Here is a 15241-nt window from a genome sequence, read left to right as displayed (position 1 = left end):
AGGATGTCGCCGAGTTGTCAGCGCGATGCCGTCTCGGCGACCGCGGCCCGCGCCGCCGCGCCGCCGCCGCCGTCGCGCCGCCGCGGCCCGCGCCCGCGCCGCCGTCGCGCCGCCGCGGCCCGCGCCTGCGCCGCGCCGCGAGACGCATCGCGCACCCGCGTGAGACAATGGCCGCGGCGTGCTCGGACCGACCTTTCCCCGCCACGGCGCCCCGGCGCCACCGGGTCGAAGGGCCACCGAGCCCCAGGACAGCGTCCGCCGCACCTTTTCTCCGAGGAGCAGAGATGTCCGCTACCCCCGTCGCCACCACGGGTGTCGAGCCCACCGCGTCCGCTTCGATGGAGCGCGTGCAGCAGCACCGCCGGTACCTCATGTGCCGGCCCGAGCACTTCACGGTGAGCTACAGCATCAACCCGTGGATGGAGCCGTCGCGGCCCACCGACACCGATCTCGCCGTGCGGCAGTGGCAGGCGCTGTACGACACGTACGTGTCGCTGGGGCACGAGATCGAGCTGATCGATCCGCTCCAGGGCCTGCCCGACATGGTCTACACGGCCAACGGCGGGTTCATCATCGACGGCGTCGCGTACGGCCCCAAATTCCGCTTCCGCGAGCGTGCGGCCGAGGCGCCGGCCTTCATCGACTGGTTCGCCGCGAACGGCTTCGAGGTCGCCGAACCCGTCGAGGTCAACGAGGGCGAGGGCGACTTCCTGCTGGTGGGCGACACGATCCTGGCCGGCACGGGCTTCCGTTCCACGGGTGACAGCCACCGCGAGGTGGGAGAGGTCTTCTCGCGCGAGGTCGTCTCGTTGACGCTGACCGACCCGCGCTTCTACCACCTCGACACCGCGATCGCCGTGCTCGATCCGGTCGAGGGTCCCGGCGGGGTCGAGAAGGCGAACATCGCGTACCTGCCCAACGCGTTCGACGAACGCAGCCAGGCGGTCCTGCGCGAGCGCTACCCCGATGCGATCCGGGTGTCGGATGCCGACGGCTCGGTGTTCGGACTCAACTCGGCCAGCGACGGCAAGAACGTCATCATCTCGCCGCGGGCCAAGGGGTTCGAGGCGCAGTTGCGCGAACGCGGCTACACCCCGATCACGGTCGACCTGTCCGAGCTGCTGCTCGGCGGCGGTGGCATCAAATGCTGCACGCTCGAACTGCGCGGGGGCACCCGATGAGCACCGCGGTCGACGACCTCGGCGCCCGCCTCATCGCGGACGAGGGCGAGCATCTCGCCCACAATTACCACCCGCTGCCCGTCGTCGTCTCGCACGCCGAGGGGGTGTGGGTGACCGACGTCGAGGGCAAGCGCTACCTCGACCTGCTGTCGGCGTACTCGGCGTTGAACTTCGGTCACGGCCACCCGGCGATCGTCGCCGCCGCGCGTGAACAGCTCGACCGCCTGACCCTGACGAGTCGGGCCTACCACAACGACCGTCTCGGTCCCTTCGCCGCCGCCCTCGCCGCGCTCTGCGGCAAGGACATGGTGCTCCCGATGAATACCGGTGCCGAAGCGGTCGAGACCGGCATCAAGGTCGCCCGCGCCTGGGGCTACCGCACCAAGGGGATCGCCCCGGATGCCGCGACAATCGTTGTGGCGAACGGCAACTTCCACGGCCGCACCACCACGATCGTCGGCTTCAGCGACGATCCCACCGCGCACGACGACTTCGGACCCTATGCGCCGGGCTTCGTGCACGTGCCCTTCGGGGACGCGGATGCCATCGCCGCCGCGATCGACGAGAACACCGCCGCGGTGCTGATCGAACCCATCCAGGGCGAGGCCGGCGTCGTGATCCCGCCCGAGGGCTTCCTGCGGCGCGTCCGCGAGATCTGCACCGAGCAGAACGTGCTGTTCATCGCCGACGAGATCCAGTCGGGCCTCGGCCGGGTGGGCGAGACGTTCGCGTGCGATCGCGAGGGTGTCGTCCCCGACCTGTACCTGCTCGGAAAGGCGCTCGGCGGCGGCATCCTGCCCGTCTCCGCCGTCGTCGCGGATCGCGACGTCCTCGGCGTCATCCGCGCGGGCGAGCACGGCTCGACGTTCGGCGGCAACCCGCTGGCGGCCGCGGTGGGGCTCCGGGTCGTCGAGTTGCTGGCATCCGGAGAGTTCCAGACCCGCGCGAAGGCGTTGGGGGCCCACCTCGCGCAGAACCTGCAGACGCTCGTGGGGCATGGTGTGACCGACGTGCGCATCGCGGGCCTGTGGGCGGGCGTCGATGTCGACCCCGCGTACGGCACCGGTCGCGAGATCGCCGAGAAGCTGCTCGCCCGCGGCGTGCTCGTGAAGGACACGCACGGTCAGACGATCCGCATCGCACCGCCGTTGACGATCCGCGCGACCGAGTTGGACTGGGCGGTCGAACAGCTGAGGCACGTGCTCGAGGGCTGAGCCGTTCGCCGCGGCGCGGCGTGGCGCCTCGGCGCGTGCGTGGCGGCGCGGCGCGCGCGTGGCGGCGCGGCGCGCGCGTGGTGGCGGCCCGGCGCGTGCGTGGCGGCGCGGCGCGCGCGTGGTGGCGGCCCGGCGCGTGCGTGGCGGCGCGGCGAGACCGCATCCCGCTGACATCTCGGTTGCAGGATGTCGCCGAGTTGTCAGCCGCGTGCAGTCTCGCGGTACGCCGCGACGCCGCGACGCCGCGACGCTGCGACGCCGCGACGCCGCGACGCCGAAGGACGCCGCGGACGCGGGGATCACCGCGTCAGACCACCGAGATCGTCGCCTCGTCCCAGCCGGTCGCGCCGTCGGGCGCGGGTGGGGCGACGGCCGAGGTCTGGGTCGAGCCGTCGGTCGAGATCGCCCGGCAGCGCGCGGTGTGCAGGCCGCTCGTCGCCTCCCACTCGATGCTCCACTGCACCCACGTGTCGGCCGAGATCGCGGGCGCGAGTGTCGCGGGCCGCCAGGGGCCGTCGTCGACCTGCACCTCGACACCGGCGATGCCGACATGGTTGTGCCAGGCGACGCCGGCGATGACGGTCGGTCCCGGCTCGACGCGCGCACCCGCGCGGGGGACGTCGATGCGCGACTGCAGCTTGACCGGGCCGCGCTCCGACCATCCGCGCGGGGTCCAGTACCCTTCGGCGCGGTCGAAGCGCGTCACCTCCAGTTCGCTGACCCACTTGGTCGCCGACACGTAGCCGTACAGCCCCGGCACGACCAGTCGCGCCGGGAAGCCGTGCTCGAGCGGCAGGGGTTCGCCGTTCATGCCGATCGCGATCAGCGCATCCCGCTCGTCCGTGAGTGCTTCGAGGGGACTGGATGCCGTGAACCCGTCGACCGAGCGCGAGAGCACCATGTCGGCCTCGGCGGTGGGGCGTGCGCGCGCGAGCACGTCGCGGATCGGGACGCCGAGCCAGCGCGCGGTGCCGATGAGCGAGCCGCCCACCTCGTTCGACACGCACACCAGCGTCGCAATGGTCTCCTGCGCGGGGAGGGCGACGAGGTCCTCCCACCGCAGCACCACCTCTTGCTCGACCAGGCCGTGCACACGCAGCGTCCAGGTCGCCGGGTCGACCTGCGGGACGACGAGCGCGGTGTCGATGCGATAGAAGTCGGCCGAGGGGGTCACGACCGGTGTCAGGCCCTCGATCCCCAGCTCGGCGCCCGCGGGCACGGATGCCGTCTTCGCCGGGGTCGGAAGGCGAAGGGCCGCGCGCACGGCGCTCACCGCGCGCGCACCGCCGCCGATCGCGACGGCTCCGGCGGCAGCGAGAGCGCCCGCGAGTACCGCGACTCCCGAGTACGCCAGGACCGTGCGGCGGCTCAGGCCCTCGGGGCGGGTCCGGCCGGCGACCGTCCGGTCGCGCGTCGGGTCCTCGACTTTCTCGCGTTCCTGGTCCGGCGCATCGGCTCCCGCCCTCTCGCGGCCCGACGCTGCGACCATCGCCCGATCGCGACCCGATTCCCCCGCTCTGCGTCGCATGCGGTCGATCAGCAGGCCGCCGACCACGGCGGCCACCGCCCCCGCCACGAGCGAGGGGACGGGCGAGAGCACCCCCGTGTCGGCACGGGTCAGCGACACCACCGCGCCCACGCCGCCGAGGGCGGCGAGGACGACGCGTCCCCACGGCGCGCGCCGGTTCTCGAGCACGCCCGCCGCGCCCGCGACCACCAGCAGCAGGATCGCGATACCGACGAGCAGGGCGGCCTTGTCGCCTGTGCCGAACAGGCTGATGGCCAGGTCCTTCGCCCACGCGGGGGCGATGTCGATCATCGCGCCGCCGATCACCGCGAACGGGCTCGCCGACGGTGCGATGAGGGCGGCGACGAGCTCGCCGAGTCCGGCGCCGAGGACGGTGGCGCCGAGAGCGGCGACGGCGGCGGCGGGATCGCGGCGCCGCGAGGAATCGGGTGTCACGTGGGGGAGCCTAGGCAGGCTCGCCGGGGGCCGGGTCGCGCGCCGTGCAACTCACAGCGAACCGGCATCCGTAGAGGTCGTCCGCGGTCGTGGTCCGTCGGCGCACCCTCGGCCCGCACCGCCCGTGCACGCCGGCGTCGAGGACGCGAGCCGACCCCGCGGTGATCACGGCCCCGGAATGACGTTGACACCTGAGATGACCCCTGCATATTCTCGTGGGAGCGCTTCCACGGGAGCGCTCCCACGGACAGAGACGACCGTAAACACCCACCCCCGATCGATGAGGACGAGGATGACCGCCACCCCCCGACCCACCCGGAGGAGCCGCGGCATCGCCGTGGTCGCCCTCGCGGGTGTCGCCGCCACCGGGCTCATGCCCACCGCCGCGCACGCGGCCGAGACCGTCGACACGCTCTACGCCTTCGAGGACGGCGTCACCGACCACATCCAGTGGGGCGCCGCCGGCGCCGGCATCCAGCCGATCTCCGAGGCGGGCGTCGGGTCGTTCTCGGACGCGCCCAACAACGGCCTGCTCTCGTACGGTTTCGACCTGGCCGGCGCCCCCGGCTATGGCGGCATCGGTTTCGAGTACAGCGGGTCGCGACCCGCCGAGAACTGGAGCGCGTACGACGGCCTGCAGTTCTGGATGCACAGCGACGGCAGCGACTCCTCGATCCAGGTCGAGATCCTCGACGCCCTCGGCGCCGAGCCGGGTGCATCCGACCGGTGGGACGTGATCGTGCCGGTCGGTGAGGCGGGTTGGCGTCTCGTGCGCCTTCCGTTCGAGAGCTTCGGCTTCGCCACCGATTTCCAGGATGCCGGCGCACCCGCCGACGGAACCCTCGACCTCTCATTCGTGCGGGGCCTGCTGTTCCCCGCGAACAGCGGTACCGCGGTACTCAAGCTCGACGAGATCGCGTTGTACGCGGACGCCGCCGTCACCCCCTCGCTGGGCGTGACGGCGACGACCCTCGACGTGGTCGAGGGAGCGGACGCCGTCGTTCCCGTGAAGCTGTCGGCGGCCGCGGCGACCGATGTCACCGTCGACGTCGCCACGCAGGACGGCACGGCCGTCGCCGGCACCGACTACACCTCGACGGCGGCGACGCTGACCATCCCGGCCGGCGCGCGCGACGCGCAGATCGTCGTGCCCACGCTCGCCGACGACGAGCCGGGCCCGAACCGGACCTTCACCGTGACCCTGGACTCCGCCGCGGGAGCGACCCTCGGGGCCGCTTCGACGACGGTGACCGTGCGTGACGACGACGCCGCTGACGGCGGCACCGCCCCGCAGGGGCGGGTCATCGAGGACTTCGAGTCCGACCTGCGACTCGGCGACCCCGCGGCCGTACCCGCGCTGGGATGGTTCACCGCGCAGGGGGCCGGCAACGCCCCGTCCTTCGGTCGGATCGCGGATGACGCCCGCCCGAGCGCCGCCGACGGCAACGAGGTGCTCGGTGTCGGCTTCGACACGACCTCGTGGGCCGTGCTGGTCGACGTGTTCACCACCGACGGTCAGACCTTCGCCCCGCAGGACTGGAGCGCGTTCACCGGCTTCGGATTCTGGATGCGGGGAACCAACTCGGGGGCGCCCCTCTTCGTCGACCTGCTCGACAATCGCAATCCCGACTCCACCGTCGACGATGCGGAGCGCTTCTCGACGCGCTTCGTCGACGACTTCACGGGTTGGCGGTTCATCGAACTGCCGTTCGCGGACTTCACCCGCAAGAACATCGGCAACGGCGCACCCGACGACGGGCTCACCCTCAGCGAGATGCACGGCTTCGGCATCGGCGTCGAGCAGTCCTCACCCGCAGTGACACCCGACATCCGCTTCGATGACGTCACCCTGTTCGGCACCGCCGACCCCGACCGCCCGGTGACGCTGAACGTGGCGCGCGCGGTGTTCCCGGTCGAGGAGGGAGCCGACGCCCAGGTCGCCCTGCGTCTGTCGCGCGCCGTCGACACCGACGTCACCGTCGCGTACCGCACCGATGAAGCCACCGACCGCACCTCGACCGAGGACGACCCGGCGACCGCCGACCGCGACTTCATCTCGGGTTCGGGCACCGTGACCATCCCGGCGGGAACGCGAGACGCTTACGTCACCGTCCCCACGATCGACGACGGCAAGGCCGAGGTCGACGAGACGTTCCTCGTCCGCTTCTCGGACGCCCGGGGCGCCGAACTGAACCCCCTCGCCCTCGCGCGGGTGAGCATCACCGACACCGACCCCCTGGTGGACGGGCTCCTCGACGACTTCGAGAACGGCGCGGCCGGTCTGGACCCGCTCGGGGGAGTCGACATCTCGACCCGCGAGATCGCGGCATCCGGTGTCGACTCCTACGCGGGGCAGGAGGCCTATGAGAACGTCCTCGACGTGACGGGCTCGGGCGGGTTCGCCCGGGAGTTCGCCCAGCCGCAGGACTGGAGCGACCGCGCCGGTCTGGGCTTCTGGTTCGACGGTCGTGGCGACGGGCGCGACGTGACGGTCCGGGTCCAGGACGGCGACGGGGCGGCCGCCGCCCCCGAGGACTGGGAGCTGCGCTGGGCGGACGAGTTCGACGGCGCCGCGGGCACACCGGCCGATCCGCGGTACTGGACGTACGAGACCGGGGGATGGGGCTGGGGCAACGACGAGCTGCAGTACTACACCGACTCGACCGACAACGCCGCTCACGACGGCCAGGGCAACATGGTCATCACGACCCGGGCTGTCGAGGATCCCGCTGCGGCGGGGTTGGAGTGCTGGTATGGACCCTGCACCCACACCTCGGCGCGACTGATCACCGAGGACAAGTACGCCTTCCAGTACGGCCGCGTCGAGGCGCGCGCGCAGATGCCCGACGGTGAGGCCGGTATCTGGCCGGCGATCTGGTCGCTCGGGGACGATTTCCGCGAGGTCGGATGGCCGCGCACCGGTGAGATCGACATCATGGAGTACGTCGGCAAGCTGCCGAACGAGATCTTCGGCACCATTCACGGGCCGGGGTACTCCGGTGGCCAGGCCTACGGCGACACCTACGACTTCGGCGAAGACCTCAGCAACCAGTGGCTGACCTTCGCCGTGGAGTGGGAGCAGGGCGAGATCCGCTGGTACGTGCAGCGCGACGGCGGACCGGAGATCCTCTTCCACCGCGCCACCCCGGCCGACGTGGCGCCCGACGAGTGGGTCTACGAGCACCCGTTCTCGCTCATCATGAACATGGCGGTCGGGGGTAACTTCGGCGGGGCGCTCGCCGACACCCTGGCCTTCCCGCAGGAGCTGGCGGTGGACTACATCCGGGTGTACCAGACGCCGGACACCGCCGAGCGGTTCGAGACGACGTTCGTCGACGATCAGCCGGGATGGCGCTGGGTCGAGGTGCCGTTCACCGCATTCGATCGGGTCGAGGGGCAGCCCGAGGGCGCGCCCGACGACGGCCTGGGGCTCGGTGCGGTGACCGGGTACGGGATCGAGATCGCCGCAGACGACGCCGCGGTCGCCGACCGCGTGTCGTTCGATCGGGTGCAGCTGCGGGACGTGATCTCGGACGCCGAGCCGGGTGACGGCGTGCCGGGCGATGGTGTGCCGGGTGACGGTGTGCCGGGTGACGGTGTGCCGGGTGACTCTGTGCCGGGTGACTCTGCGCCGGGTGGCGGTGTGCCGGGCGGCGCCGGATCGGGAGACGGCGGGATCTCGGCCCCGGATCGCGTCCGTCCCGACACCGGCGTCGGCCTCGGTGCAGCAGAACAGTCGCCGCCCGCCGGCGGATTGGCCGCGACTGGAGCAGGCGACGGTCTCGTCCCCCTCCTCGTCGCCCTCGGCCTGCTGGGTGCGGGAGCCGTCACCGTGGGGGTGAGCAGACGCGCTCGCCGAGCCGACTGAGGTGAGGGTCGGCCCCGGACCGCCCGAGTGGCGTTCGGGGCCGACCCGTGGCAGTTCGCTATCCGTTCGCGTTCGGCGCGGGCGTCGCCCACGCATCGGCGACGCCCGCGAGCGCGAGCGAGGCGTCCCAGACCCGCTCGGCCTCCGCGAGGTCGCGCAGCGGGGGATACAGCGCATGGGTCGTCGGAGCACCGCCGAGGTGTCCGAACCCCGCCGGGCCGTACAGCACGTCGCTGCGCGGCGCGGCGGTCGTCGCCGCGACGAGGGCGGGCAGGGCGGCGGTCTCGACCGTCCCGAGGAGCAGGCCGCGCGCCGAGAGCCAGCGGACCACGCGCACGCCGGTCGTGTCGGTGTCGCGTCCGATCTCGGGGCGGGCCGCCAGCAGGTTGGTGGGGGCCACGCCCGGGTGCGACACGACGCTGCGCACGCCCCAGCCCTCGCGCCGTGACCTCTCGTCGAGGGCGCGCGCGAACAGACCGAGTGCGATCTTCGACCGGCTGTACGCGCGTTGTCCGTCGTAGGAGCGTTCGCTGTCGAGGTCGGCCCAATCGATGCGCCCCGAGCGGGCCGCGATGCTCACCTGCGACACGATGCGGGCCCTCCCCTCGCGCAGCAGCGGCCAGAGCCGGCCGACGACCGCGACGTGACCGAGATGGTTCGTGCCGAACTGCAGCTCGTGCCCGTCCGCGGTCGTCTGCCGCGAGGGCGGCGTCATCACGCCGGCGTTGTTGATCAACAGGTGAACGGGTGCTCCTTCGGCCCGCATCGCAGAGCCGAAGGAGGCGACGGATGCCGACGACGACAGGTCGAGATCGTGCACGGCGATACGCGCCGCGGGGTTGTCCGCGCGGATGCGCCCGGCGGCGGCCTCGCCCTTCACGCGATTGCGCACGGGGAGAACGAGGTCCGCTCCCGCAGCCGCCAGACGGGCGGCCATGATCAGGCCCATACCGTCGCTGCCGCCGGTCAGGACGACGCGTCGTCCGGCGAGGTCGGGAAGGGTGATGTCGATGTCGTCGCGTGGCATGTCGGCCTCCTGTGTCGGCGGGATGCGTCCAGCGTCCCTCGCCGCCGGTGAACGCGACAGGGCCTGTCGATCCCCGTCTCGCGGATCCCCGGGTGATGGCATCCGTTCCGATGCGTCCCAGAGGGGGATCGCCGCGTCCTTCCTCAGCCCTCGCGTACCGGGTAGACAGGATGCCGGAGGGACAACGTGATCGATCGAGCAGCTCTCGCGCATTTCCTGCGCACGCGCCGCGAGGCTCTACAGCCCGAAGACGTCGGCCTGCCGCGCGGGGCGCGACGACGCACCCGCGGTCTTCGACGCGAAGAGGCCGCCGCGCTCAGCCACATGTCCACCGACTACTACGCCCGTCTGGAGCGGGAGCGCGGACCGCACCCCTCGGAGCAGATGCTGGCCTCCATCGCGCAGGGGCTGCACCTGTCACGAGCGGAGCGCGACCACCTCTTCCGGCTCGCCGGTCATGTCCCCGCCGAGCACGCGGGTGCCGCCGCGCACATCGGTCCCGGCCTGCTGCGAGTGCTGGACCGGCTCGACGACACTCCCGCCGAGGTCGTGACCGAGCTCGGCGAGACCCTGCGCCAGTCACGCCTGGGCGTCGCCCTGAACGGTGATGCCCAGGCGCGCCGGGGGATGTACCGCAGCCTCGGTTACCGGTGGTTCGCCGACCCCGCATCCCGTACGCGCTACGCCGAAGAGGACCACGAATTCCTGGGTCGGTTGTTCACGGCGGGACTGCGCGAGATCGTCGGTCGGCGCGGGCCCGGGTCGCGGGCGGCCGAGCTGGCCGACGATCTGCGGGGGCGCAGCGAGGAGTTCCGGGCGCTGTGGGCGCGTCACGAGGTCGGACTGCGCCCGCGCGACACGAAACGCTTCGTCCATCCCGAGGTCGGGCGGATCGAGGTGCACTGCCAGACGCTAGTCGATCCCGACAGCGCCCACTCGCTGCTGGTGTACACCGCGGCCCCCGGCAGCGAGAGCGCCGAGAAGCTGCGTCTGCTGTCGGTCATCGGTCCCGCTGTCCCCGCGTGACGCGGCCGGGCCGAGCGGCGAGGGGTGCGCGAGCGAGTCGTTCGATATCCATGCTCGCCGCACTCCGGCATCGACCGTGGCGCCGAGGTCTCGTCATCGGGCGGTTCGGCTCTCGTCGTGGCCACCCGTCTCGTGTGCCCCCTCGGCTCTCGTCGTGGCCACCCGTCTCGTGTGCCCCCTCGGCTCTCGTCGTGGCCACCCGTCTCGTGTGCCCCCTCGGCATCCCTTCCGTCAGATGATGTTCCCGGTGAACGCCTGAGCGAGGGTCTGTTCCTCCAGGAGGTCGAGTCGGACGACGACCTCATTTGCGAGGGTCGATGTCCGAAGCGCATGTGCGCCGATCCGGTCGATGATGGCGGTGACGGCGGGGAACGGATCCCGGAGAGGGTTGCCAGCTCCCGTGACGGTCGCACCGAGCTCGCTCAGGGCCGTCGCGACCGGGGATAACGCGCCGCTGGCGGCGCCAGCGAAGACGACGTGCAGATCTCGCGCGTTCACGGAGTTCTCCTTCTCTGTGCAGGGCGGTCCGAGGCGGTGGTTCGGACCGCCCTGCGATTCGGGATGCAATCAGTCAGTGCGCGGCAACGGCGACGTCAGTCTTGTCCGAGGGGATCACGCGCCAAGCGACGATTGCTGCAACCACGAGGAGTGCCGCGGCGATGAACGAGGCCGTCTGCACGCCCGTTGTGAAGGCGTGCTGCGCGTGCGCGAAAACGTCGGCGTGAAGCGGGACGTTCTGATCGAGTGCTTCTCGGGCGCCCGCAAGCGAATCCCGTACGGTGGCGGCCGTCTGACCGTCGAGTTCCGGAGGGAGCGTCAGGGCACCGCGGTAGATGGCGACTTGGAGGGAGCCGAGCACGGCGATGCCGAGAGCGATCCCCAACTCGTATGCGGTTTCGGACACGGAGGCAGCGGCTCCCGCACGCGATGTGGGCACGACCGAGACCACCGCGTCCGTACCCAGTGTCATGGCGATTCCCGCGCCGAGGCCCACCAGCGCCAGTGCCACGCCGATCAACACGTAGCCTTCGAGCCCCTCGGCCACCGCAAGTGCGGCCAGACCGATCGCCGCGATGGTGAGGCCGGATGAGATTGCGCGCCCCCGGCCCAGCCGCCCGACAAGAAGACCCACCACGACGACGACCAGCATCGACGCCACCGTCATCGGCAGCTCCGCGACACCGGCGAGGAACGGACCGAGGCCGCGCACCAGTTGCAAGTACTGCGAGAAGAAGTACAGCAACCCCGTGAATGCGAAGATCGTCAAGGTGATGGCGGCCACCGCCCCCGAGAAGGCGGGGATACGGAAGAGGCGGACATCGATCAAGGGCGTCTCGAGACGACGCTGGCGAAGGACGAACACCACGCCGGAGACGATTCCCAGGACGGCGGTGGCAGCGATCCAGCCGTCGATGCCGTAGCTGAAGCTGCGCTTGACGGCGAACACCAGAGGAACGATCGTCAGGATCGAGAGGAACGCGGAGAGAAGGTCGACGCGCGGTGTGACGGGGTTCTTGGATTCGGGGATGAGGAAGGCCCCGGCGAGGACGACCACGATGACGACGGGGATGTTGATGAGGAACACCGCGCCCCAGTGAAGGTTCTCGAGGAGCGCGCCACCGACGAGAGGCCCCGCGGCAGCGCCGCCGACCGTGCCCGCTGACCAGACGGCGATGGCGCGAGTGCGCTGTGCGACATCCTGGAACATGGCGCGGATGAGCGAAAGAGTGGACGGCATGACGGCAGCGCCGCTGACGCCGAGCAGAGCGCGAGCGATGATCAGCGTGTCGGCAGTGGTCGAGAACGCCGCGATGGCTGAAGCGACGCCGAAGCCGGCCGCACCGATGAGGAGAAGCCGTTTCCGCCCGATGCGGTCGGCGAGATTACCTGCGGTGATGAGGAGCCCCGCCAGCATGAAGGAGTAGATGTCACCGATCCAGAGGATCTGGGTGGTGGTAGCCCCCAAGTCTGCGACGAGGGCAGGAACCGCCAGCGCGAGCACGGTGCCATCGATCGCGAGAATGACGACGGCGAAGGTCAGGACGACGAGTGCGAGCCATTCGCGTGTGCCCGCCCGGGTTGTGGGTATCGAGGATGTGGTCAAAGGCATGGTTCTGCGCTTTCGATCAGGTCACCTTCGCGAGGTGCTGAGCCAAACTATACCTGCCGGACGGTATAGTTTGAACCGAGAACAATGAGGCTGAGGGGACTGATATGGGCCGAGACAGCAGTAAGCCGAGAATCCTCGCTGCGGCGGTCGGTCTCGTCGAGACGCAGGGGGTGGCCGGTATCACGCTGGAAGCCGTCGCGCGCGCGGCAGGTGTGACGAAAGGGGGCCTGCAGTACCATTTCGCCTCCAAGGAGGATCTTCTCGACGCGATCCTGGAACAGTCGTGGCGTCAAGCCGAAGTGGCTGCCGAGGACGCGCTCGGCAAGACATGGGCCGAGGCGACGCCGGACGAACGGTTGTCTGCGTTCATTCGAAGCTCCGCGGCAGCCGAGGTCACGAAAGCGGATCTGGTGCTCGCCTTGGAAGGGGCGTCGACGAACGCGGCCGCGCAGCGCAAGGACGAGTTCTACCGCCGATGGACCGGCGAAGGAGAACGGGTCCTCAGCGTCTCTCAACGGGTTGCGCTGCTGGCTGCAGATGGCCTCGCCTTGCAGGATGCACTCGACGGCCGTATCGATGCACGTGAACGGGGCGAGCTTGTGGCGGCCATGCTCGAGATGATCAGCCGATGACCGCCCCGCGACTGTCGGTCAGGGACGCGGGTGAGCCTGCCCGCGTCCAGCTCCATTGAACCCCGGTAGCGTCGCCATTCTCTTCGCGGCGGGGTCAGCTGAAGGTCAGCTGTCCGCGCACGATCGAGTCTCCGGAATGGGTGGGGTCGCCGTTGACGGGCTCGTCCGAGATGTCCACCAGCGAGTACCGGCCGAGGTCCACGCCGGCAGGGATCGGGAAGGTCCCCGCGTCGCCGTCGAGGATGCCGAGGCTGACCAGGCGCGTGGCATCGGCGGTGATGAGCCAGACCTCGTGATACCCGGTGGGGGTGGAGGGGGCGGCCAGCGTCACCGTGATCGTCTCCGCCCCGTCGTCCCCGCGGTCGACCTCGGCCGTTCCGCGCGCGCCGGGGTGGTCGGGCAGGGCGTCGAGCGCGGCCTCGGCCACGGCCACGGTCGTCGGTGCCGCTGCACGCGAGATGGTCCACGTCGCCAGGCCCACCCCGACGACGAGCGCGAGAGCGGCGGCCAGCACCCACCCCCCGCGGAACAGGGGGCGCCCGGGGCGTCGGCGCGACCGCCGGGAGGCGACGGGTGCGACCGGCCCTCCGGGCTCGTCCGGGCGCGAGCGACGGGCGGCGACGGGCACGACCGGCCCTCCGGGCACGTCCGGCTCGTCGACGGGGTGGGGCGGGGCGGTCGCTTCACCCCGCGTCGGGGACGCCGCGTATCCGCGTGCCCCCTCGCTCAGCTCCAGTTCGTCGGCGATGCGGGACCACACGCGCGCATGCGGGCGTTCGAGGTCGCCCACGTCGATGCTCGCCCGTCCCACGGCCACGGCGTGCGTCAGCGACGCGAGTTCCTCGAGGCATCCGGGGCATCCCTCGACGTGCGCGCGGTCCTCGGGCGAGGCGACGGACTCGCCCATCGCCATCAGGGCGAGGATCTCGGAGTCAGGATGCGACATGGCTCACCTCCAGGCGGGTCTTCATGCGGAGCAGGCTCCGGCGGATATGGCTCTTCACCGTTCCCAGCGGCATCTGCAGACGATCGGAGATCTCCTGATGCGTGAGGTCGTCGAAGAAGGCGAGGTGCATGACGCGACGTGCGTCGGGTTCGAGGCGTTCGAGTTCGCCCGCCACCAGGATCGTCTCACCCAGATCGACGTCGGGCTCGCGGACCTCGTCCACGGGGGCGAGGCGCCGCAGCTGCTCGTGCAGCGCCTTGATGCGTGCTCGCGCCTCGTGGGTGTCGGCGATGCGTCTCTTGGCGATGCTGATCAACCACGTGGACAACTGCGCCTTCGCGGGGTCGAACGACGAACGGGACGTCCACGCCGAGACGAAGGTCTTCTGCGTGGCGTCTTCGGCGTCGCCGCGGTCGCCCAAAGAGCGAAGCGCGAAGGTGTAGACGACGGGCGACCAGCGTTGATACACCTCGGCCAGGGCGCGTTCATCGCCCGCGCGGAATCGCGAATCGAGGGCGCCTTCCGCCCTCACGGCGTCGAGATCCATCGTGAATCCTCCGGTCACGGCATCGGCGTCGCGACCAGCACGACGTTATCGCGGTAATGGCCGGTCGACGGGTCGAATTCGCCGCCGCAGGTGACCAGCACGAGGGTGGCCGGTCCCGTCCGTGCGAAGAGGGCGTCGGTGTCGAGATCCGTCTTGGCGTAGTACGTCACGGTCTGCACCGACCACCGCGACTCGACTCCGGCGGCCGAGGTCACCCGCACTTCGGCGCCGGCGGGTGCATCGCGCAGCGACGCGAACGGCCCGATCGGGTAGTCGGGGGAGTCGATGTGAGCCGCGATGACCGTGTTGCCCTCTCCGGTGCGCGGTTCGGGACCGAACCGGTACCACCCGCCGACGGCGGGGTCCTCGGGGATCTCCATGAACCCGGTCCCGTCCACCCCGACCGAGACGATGGGCACGTCGATCCCCAGCGCGTCGATCGCGACCGCGGCGGGCGGGTCCGACACCGGCGCAGGGGCGGGTGTCGCCGGCGCCCGCGGAACGGCGGCGGCCGCGGCGGGCAGGGGTGTCGCGGAGGGTGACGGCTCCGACGCGGAGGCGACGGGTGACGGCGGTGTCGCCGAGGGAGCCGGCGACGCGCAGCCCGCCAGCACCAGTGCGGCCAGGACGAGGGGGACCAGACGTTTCACACTGCTCGTTTCGTCAGAGGCGTCCCGCACCGCAGGCGCGAGACAGGGTTCGAAGAGAGTGGCCGCGGGTCACGCCG

Annotated in this window: 12 protein-coding genes; 5 read left to right on the top strand and 7 right to left on the bottom strand. The window is 71.2% G+C overall.

The window, feature by feature from the left end:
- Positions 1-284 precede the first annotated feature (284 nt).
- The gene (ddaH, locus tag ACIPVB_RS00395) at positions 285-1181 is read left to right on the top strand and encodes a dimethylargininase (RefSeq protein ID WP_400365965.1); all 897 of its coding nucleotides are present in this window, start codon (positions 285-287) and stop codon (positions 1179-1181) included.
- Positions 1178-2395, top strand: coding sequence for an ornithine--oxo-acid transaminase (gene rocD, locus ACIPVB_RS00390; protein ID WP_400365961.1), 1218 nt, complete (start codon positions 1178-1180; stop codon positions 2393-2395). The genes ddaH and rocD overlap by 4 nt, the downstream gene beginning before the upstream one ends.
- A gap of 307 nt (positions 2396-2702) precedes the next feature.
- On the opposite strand, the gene ACIPVB_RS00385 is transcribed toward rocD, so the two are convergent.
- Entirely contained in the window at positions 2703-4358 is a 1656-nt protein-coding gene (locus ACIPVB_RS00385; protein ID WP_400365959.1) for a molybdopterin-dependent oxidoreductase, read from the bottom strand.
- A gap of 292 nt (positions 4359-4650) precedes the next feature.
- On the opposite strand from ACIPVB_RS00385, the gene ACIPVB_RS00380 reads away from it, so the two are divergent.
- A complete protein-coding gene (locus tag ACIPVB_RS00380) occupies positions 4651-8226 on the top strand; it encodes a carbohydrate binding domain-containing protein (RefSeq protein ID WP_400365957.1) in 3576 nt (1191 codons plus the stop codon).
- Between the two features lie 58 nt (positions 8227-8284).
- Here the strand turns inward: ACIPVB_RS00380 and ACIPVB_RS00375 are convergent, their stop codons facing one another.
- The gene (locus ACIPVB_RS00375; RefSeq protein WP_400365955.1) at positions 8285-9253 is read right to left on the bottom strand and encodes an SDR family oxidoreductase; all 969 of its coding nucleotides are present in this window, start codon (positions 9251-9253) and stop codon (positions 8285-8287) included.
- 186 nt (positions 9254-9439) lie between these two features.
- Between ACIPVB_RS00375 and ACIPVB_RS00370 the strand changes: the two genes are divergently transcribed.
- Entirely contained in the window at positions 9440-10279 is an 840-nt protein-coding gene (locus ACIPVB_RS00370; protein ID WP_400365953.1) for a helix-turn-helix transcriptional regulator, read from the top strand.
- 231 nt (positions 10280-10510) lie between these two features.
- Here ACIPVB_RS00370 and ACIPVB_RS00365 read toward each other — a convergent pair whose 3' ends face one another.
- Positions 10511-10777: a hypothetical protein gene (locus tag ACIPVB_RS00365; RefSeq protein WP_400365951.1), complete on the bottom strand. Its 267-nt coding sequence runs from the start codon at positions 10775-10777 to the stop codon at positions 10511-10513.
- Between the two features lie 73 nt (positions 10778-10850).
- On the bottom strand, positions 10851-12389 hold the full coding sequence (locus ACIPVB_RS00360) for an MFS transporter (RefSeq protein ID WP_400365949.1): 1539 nt from the start codon (positions 12387-12389) through the stop codon (positions 10851-10853).
- 104 nt (positions 12390-12493) lie between these two features.
- Here ACIPVB_RS00360 and ACIPVB_RS00355 point away from each other — a divergent pair, with 104 nt between their 5' ends.
- A complete protein-coding gene (locus ACIPVB_RS00355) occupies positions 12494-13021 on the top strand; it encodes a TetR/AcrR family transcriptional regulator (RefSeq protein WP_400365947.1) in 528 nt (175 codons plus the stop codon).
- Positions 13022-13115: 94 nt separating this feature from the next.
- Here ACIPVB_RS00355 and ACIPVB_RS00350 read toward each other — a convergent pair whose 3' ends face one another.
- The 3 genes from ACIPVB_RS00350 to ACIPVB_RS00340 are packed head-to-tail and all read right to left on the bottom strand — an operon-like array spanning position 13116 to position 15164.
- Complete coding sequence (locus tag ACIPVB_RS00350; protein ID WP_400365946.1) at positions 13116-13967, bottom strand: anti-sigma factor; 852 nt, start codon at positions 13965-13967, stop codon at positions 13116-13118.
- Positions 13954-14514 carry an RNA polymerase sigma factor gene (locus ACIPVB_RS00345; protein WP_400365944.1) on the bottom strand — a complete coding sequence of 187 codons (561 nt, stop codon included), beginning with the start codon at positions 14512-14514 and terminating at the stop codon, positions 13954-13956. The genes ACIPVB_RS00350 and ACIPVB_RS00345 overlap by 14 nt, the downstream gene beginning before the upstream one ends.
- Before the next feature lie 14 nt (positions 14515-14528).
- Positions 14529-15164, bottom strand: coding sequence for a class F sortase (locus ACIPVB_RS00340; RefSeq protein ID WP_400365942.1), 636 nt, complete (start codon positions 15162-15164; stop codon positions 14529-14531).
- Positions 15165-15241: the final 77 nt, after the last annotated feature.

This window comes from Microbacterium sp. NPDC090007 (genome assembly GCF_044748345.1).
In the GTDB taxonomy this organism is placed as follows: domain Bacteria; phylum Actinomycetota; class Actinomycetes; order Actinomycetales; family Microbacteriaceae; genus Microbacterium.
This window is presented reverse-complemented; position numbering and strand designations above follow the sequence as displayed.

Bases quoted from the DNA above. Each gene is read 5' to 3' on its own strand.
- ACIPVB_RS00355 (WP_400365947.1), top strand. From the start codon at position 12,494: ATGGGCCGAGACAGCAGTAAGCCGAGAATCCTCGCTGCGGCGGTCGGT.
- ddaH (WP_400365965.1), top strand. From the start codon at position 285: ATGTCCGCTACCCCCGTCGCCACCACGGGTGTCGAGCCCACCGCGTCC.
- ACIPVB_RS00345 (WP_400365944.1), bottom strand. From the start codon at position 14,514: ATGGATCTCGACGCCGTGAGGGCGGAAGGCGCCCTCGATTCGCGATTC.
- rocD (WP_400365961.1), top strand. From the start codon at position 1,178: ATGAGCACCGCGGTCGACGACCTCGGCGCCCGCCTCATCGCGGACGAG.
- ACIPVB_RS00350 (WP_400365946.1), bottom strand. From the start codon at position 13,967: ATGTCGCATCCTGACTCCGAGATCCTCGCCCTGATGGCGATGGGCGAG.
- ACIPVB_RS00375 (WP_400365955.1), bottom strand. From the start codon at position 9,253: ATGCCACGCGACGACATCGACATCACCCTTCCCGACCTCGCCGGACGA.
- ACIPVB_RS00360 (WP_400365949.1), bottom strand. From the start codon at position 12,389: ATGCCTTTGACCACATCCTCGATACCCACAACCCGGGCGGGCACACGC.
- ACIPVB_RS00380 (WP_400365957.1), top strand. From the start codon at position 4,651: ATGACCGCCACCCCCCGACCCACCCGGAGGAGCCGCGGCATCGCCGTG.